Genomic DNA, 4,847 nt, shown 5'->3' on the forward strand with positions numbered 1-4,847 from the left:
GGTGAAGCTGGTCGGCTCGGTGCTCGACGCCGGCGCGGCGACGGCCGACACCACCGGCGGCAGCGGCGGGACACCCGGCGGCCAAGGCCGCCTGATCCTGGGCAGCAACACGCCGGGCGGCGGGCCGACGGTGGTTGGCGGCACGACCAGCACCTTCGTCGGCATCCGCGGCGACAATCCGTTCGTCAGCGGCACCGACGACACGCCGTATATCCCCGACCTGGTGGGCGGGGCCGACATGTTCGGCCTGCTCGACGGCATCGACGCCAACAACCCGGCGTTCGCGGCGCTGTTCGGCAGCGCGCCGAGCTCGGCCGTGGGGGCGCTGCTGCGCGTCGATGTCGGGCCGATCGGCTACGACGACGACTACTTCGGCTTCGACATGCTGTTGATGCTGAACCTGACCGGCGACGACCTGCTCGATCCGCTGCTGGGCGTCGATCCGACCGGAACCGATCCGGCGTTCGTCCAGTCGCTGCTTGCCGGCGGGTTCGGCACGCAGTCGCTGTTCGGCGGCACCGGCCCGACGCCGCTCGGGATGCTGGGCGGTTTCGATATCTACGCCACCCTGACCCCGGAGGGCAGCAGCATCTTCAACGCCTCCGTCCAGGGCGCGCGCAGCCTGAACGGGATCCCCCTGGCGAACGGCGACATCGCCTATCTGCAGCGTCGGAACCCGACCGCGATCCCGGTTCCGGCGACGTTCGCGCTGCTCCTGCTGGGCCTTGGCGCTCTGGCGCTGGGGAGCCGTGTCCGGCGGCCCGGCAGCCAGCCGTCCTGAGACTTGCGACCGGTGTGCTAGGGGCCGGTGGCGGGCGTCGGGCGGCCCGCCACCGGTCCTGGGTGCCGCGCGCGGGTGGGCCTGGGATCACGCAGTCCTCGGCCCACCCGGCAACCTGCTGTAGGCTGCCATCGGACGCTGGACGCCCGACCCGTGCCGGGCACCGGACCTTCCTGCTGCGCCGCGTCCGCCCGTCGCCCCGGAACCCGCCTGAAAGCCGTGCCCAGATGACCCGACAGCCCGCGGCGCAGAGCGCGCCCATCACCGCGAGCCTGACCGTCGTGGCGCTGTGCGCGTTCGCCGGCAATTCGCTGCTGTGCCGGCTGGCGCTGGCCGAGGGGACGATCGGCGCCGGGGCGTTCACCAGCGTGCGGGTGGCGACCGGCGCCCTGACCCTGGCGGCGATCTTGGCGCTCAGCGGGCAGCGGCTGCGCCTGGGGGCGGTCGATCCGCGCGCGGCCGGCGCGCTGCTGGTCTACATGGTCGGCTTTTCGTTCGCCTACCTGCAGCTCCACGCCGGCACCGGCGCGCTGCTGCTGTTCGGCACGGTCCAGGTCACGATGCTGGGCGCGGCCCTGCTGCAGGGCGAGCGGTTCCCGCGGCTCGCCTGGCTCGGCATGGCGCTGGCGGTCGCTGGCCTGGCGGTCCTGCTGTGGCCGGGCGCGGCGGCGCCGGACGCCGGCGCGGCGGTGATGATGGCCGCGGCTGGTGTTGGCTGGGGGCTCTATTCGCTGCGCGGCCGGCATGCGACGGCGCCGCTCGCGGCGACCGCGCGCAGCTTCGTCTGGGCCGCGCCGGCGGCCGTGGCGGTCGGTGCCGGGACGCTGCTCGGCAATGCGGAGATGACGCCCACCGCACCCGGCCTGTTGCTTGCGACCGCCTCCGGCGCGCTCGCCTCCGGGGCGGGCTACGTGATCTGGTACGCCGCGCTGCGCGGGCTCACCGCCGGCCGCGCCGCAAGCGCCCAGCTCGCCGTGCCGGCGATCGCCGCCCTGGCGGGCGCGGTGCTGCTGGCCGAGCCGATCACCTGGCGGCTCTTGCTGTCGGCCGCCCTCACGCTGTGCGGAATCGCGCTCGCCCTGCAGCGCCGTCGGGCGATGACCGGATGACCAATCGCCCGGCCGCCACGCGGCGCTTACACTGCCCTGGTATCAGAACAGGGAGGACGAAATGCACATCAAACACCTGGTTCGGCTGAGTGTCGCCGGCGCCGTGGCGGCGCTCGGGCTGGGCGCGTTCGCCGGCATGGCGGCGGCGCAGGAAGCGACCGTCAAGGTGACGCCGCTGGGCAGCCACGACGGTGAATTCTGCGCGCTCGACCGCGCGATGGTGTTCGAGGACCCGAACGGCACCCGGATCCTGTACGACGCCGGGCGTACGGTCGCCGGTCCCGACGATCCGCGGCTGGGCGAGATCGACATCGTGCTGGTGAGCCACATGCACGGTGACCACGTCGGCGACCGCCGGATCGCGGAACTCAACGCCGGCAGCTGCGGCAGTCCGGAGTTCCCGGTGTCGACGGTGCCGGCCACCAACACGGTGCAGATCGCCGCCGCCAAGGGCGCCACGATCGTCACCGGCAGCGAGATGCCCAAGTTCTTCGCCGGCAAGCTGGCAGCCGCCGGCGCGGATGCCGGCATGTCGCAGCTGGTGCGCTTCGGCGCGTCGCGCACGGTCGGCGGCGTCGCCATCACCACCGTGCCCGCCACCCATTCCAACGGCGTCTCGGGCGCGATGATCGGCGGCGAGCTCGGCCAGATGATGGACGACGCCGGCCTGACCGCCTACGCCGGCCCGCCGACCGGTTACGTCCTGACCTTCTCCAACGGCCTGGTGGTCTACCTGTCGGGCGATACCGGCACGACGGCCGAGCAGGACGTCGTGGTCGGGCGGCAGTATCAGCCCAAGCTCGCGGTGATGAACATCGGCGATACCTACACCACCGGCCCGGGCGAGGCGGCCTTCGTGATCAACCAGCTGATCAAGCCCGCCGCCGTGATCCCCTCGCACGCCAACGAACCGGCGACCGAGGGCGGGTCGGTGCGCGACGGCACCCGCACGGCGACCTTCATGGCGGCGAGCAAAGTGGCTACGCACCTGCCGCTGTCGGGGCGCACCATGGCGTTCGACCGTACCGGCGTCTGCGTCGCCGGCTGCTAGAGCACGATGCTGAAAGGTAGAACCACCTTTCACCATCTTGCTCTAACCGCGAACGGACCTCTAACCGCGGACGAACACGGGGCGCCCCGGCCGACATCTCTGTGCGTCGACCGGGGCGCTCACGACCCGCGCCGCGTGTCGCACGCGCTGCTGCTTGTCGCGGCTACGGCGGTCGGCGTCCGATCCGGCGCTCCGGACGCTCAGACACCGTCGCGCGGGATCGCCTCCGCCCAGGTGTAGCGGGCGACCTCGACCCCGCCTTCCCAGGCGATCAGTTCCGCCGACAGGTGGAAGCTGGTCGCGTCCGCGCGCATGGTCGTGCGGCTTTCCGTGCGCACCTGCCAGTCGCCGCGGCCGAGTTCGTGCACCCACGACGTCTCAGCGTGCGCGCTCAACGGATCTTCCGGGTGCACGGTCATGACGTGCTCGCCCCAGCTGTCGAACAGCAGACCGTGTTCGTTGAACCGCTTGCCGCCGTAGTCGTCGCGGAAGCTGACCCGGGTCGCCCCATCCTCCAGCGTGCGCTCCTCGACCAGGATGTCGCACTCCCCGCTGCGGAAGTCGAGCGAGGCGCCCGGCGGCGCGCCCTCCGCCGGCTCGAACGCCCACTCCGGGGCGCCGTCGCCCGGGTCCCGCACCGGCAGCAGCAGCCGGGCCTCGGGCGCGACCACCTGCAGCGTGGCCGCCTCCGGCGACGGCCACAGCGTTGGCCAGTAGGCGGTCGACAGCGCCAGCCGCAGGCGCTGGCCCGGCAGCACCGCGTGGGCACAGTCGTTGAGCGGGATGCGCACGCGCACCGGCTCGCCGACCGGCAGCGGTTCCGGCGTCTCGTGACCGTTCCGGTGGGTCAGGTTGAGCGCGCCCCAGGTGACCCGACGGGACTCCCCGCCCGGCCCGACGTCGCACAGCCGGGCGATCAGGTTCGCCTGCGGCCGGTCGCTGATCACCGTCAGCTCCAACACCGGCGTGCCCAGCAGCTCCAGCCGGTCGTCGCGAGCCGGCAGGTCGAAGCACAGCGCCTTCGCATCGTCGCCCGCCTGATCGCCCGGCCCGGTCGCGCCGATGCCAAGCGGCATGAACCGCCCGCTGGCAAGGCCGAGGTCCTGGGGCGAACGGACCGATTGGGTCGGCGCGCCGGGGTCCGGCGTCGGCCCCAGCGTGCCCGCGCCCAGGTAATACGGCGTGCGCGCGACCTCCGGCGGCGGCCACGCCCGGCTCGCGACCCAGCGGCCGGCGACCGGGGGAAAGTCGGGATCGGGCGTCTGGCTTTCGCTCAGATGGCAGCGCATCGCGGGGTCGGCCTCGACGCCGGTCGCCTGCCCCTTCAGCCAGCGGCCGAACCAGCGGCGCGCCTCCTGCAGGAAGCCGATCGTCGGCTCTGGCCGCGCGATATGCGGGTAGCGGTGCGCCCACGGGCCGACGATCCCCCTGGCCGGTCCGGGCAGGCGGGCGACCAGCCGGCCGACCGCGTTGGCATAGGCGTCGGCCCAGCCGTCGATCGCCAGCACCGGGATCCTAACCCGGCTGTAATCCTCGCAGATCGAGCCGTGGCGCCAATAGGCATCGCGCCGCTGATGGGTCAGCCAGATCGCGGCCAGGAACGGCATCTGGCGCAGCCGGTCGAACCAGGTCGTCCGCCAGCTGCCGCCGACCAGCGCGGGATCCGGCGGGCGCGAGCTCAGCCCCAGCATGACCGCGCCCCAGCCCAGGTTCTCGCCCAGCAGGCAGCCGCCGAAGTAGTGAAGGTGAGTCGCGCGGGGGAAGTCGCACCCCCGCGCGCTCGCAGAACCGGACGTGAGACTCTCGCCTCATCCGGCTCCCATTGCTCAGCCGTTACCCTGCAGGAGTGGCCAGTGAGCGAACAGGCGCGGGTTACGGCGCGAGATGCGCTCCACCCAGTGCCGTG

3 protein-coding genes and 1 pseudogene are annotated in these 4,847 nt (G+C 72.9%); 3 read left to right on the plus strand and 1 reads right to left on the minus strand.

Features of this window, described 5'->3' with window-relative positions:
• From CKO28_RS26680 to CKO28_RS26690, 3 genes are all read left to right on the plus strand, one after another.
• A partial coding sequence (locus tag CKO28_RS26680) for a PEP-CTERM sorting domain-containing protein (RefSeq protein WP_200344372.1) occupies positions 1–781 on the plus strand: 781 nt, incomplete at its 5' end.
• 227 nt (positions 782–1,008) lie between these two features.
• Positions 1,009–1,890 carry a DMT family transporter gene (locus tag CKO28_RS26685; protein WP_200344374.1) on the plus strand — a complete coding sequence of 294 codons (882 nt, stop codon included), beginning with the start codon at positions 1,009–1,011 and terminating at the stop codon, positions 1,888–1,890.
• Positions 1,891–1,951: 61 nt separating this feature from the next.
• Entirely contained in the window at positions 1,952–2,941 is a 990-nt protein-coding gene (locus tag CKO28_RS26690; RefSeq protein WP_200344376.1) for an MBL fold metallo-hydrolase, read from the plus strand.
• 200 nt (positions 2,942–3,141) lie between these two features.
• Here CKO28_RS26690 and CKO28_RS26695 read toward each other — a convergent pair.
• Positions 3,142–4,680: pseudogene (locus CKO28_RS26695) on the minus strand (CocE/NonD family hydrolase); the annotation flags it as partial.
• Between the last annotated feature and the right edge of the window lie 167 nt (positions 4,681–4,847).

The sequence above is a fragment of the Rhodovibrio sodomensis genome, from assembly GCF_016583645.1.
Taxonomy (GTDB): domain Bacteria; phylum Pseudomonadota; class Alphaproteobacteria; order Kiloniellales; family Rhodovibrionaceae; genus Rhodovibrio; species Rhodovibrio sodomensis.

Excerpts from the sequence above, each read along its gene's own strand:
- CKO28_RS26685 (WP_200344374.1), top strand. The coding sequence starts at position 1,009 with ATGACCCGACAGCCCGCGGCGCAGAGCGCGCCCATCACCGCGAGCCTG.
- CKO28_RS26690 (WP_200344376.1), top strand. The coding sequence starts at position 1,952 with ATGCACATCAAACACCTGGTTCGGCTGAGTGTCGCCGGCGCCGTGGCG.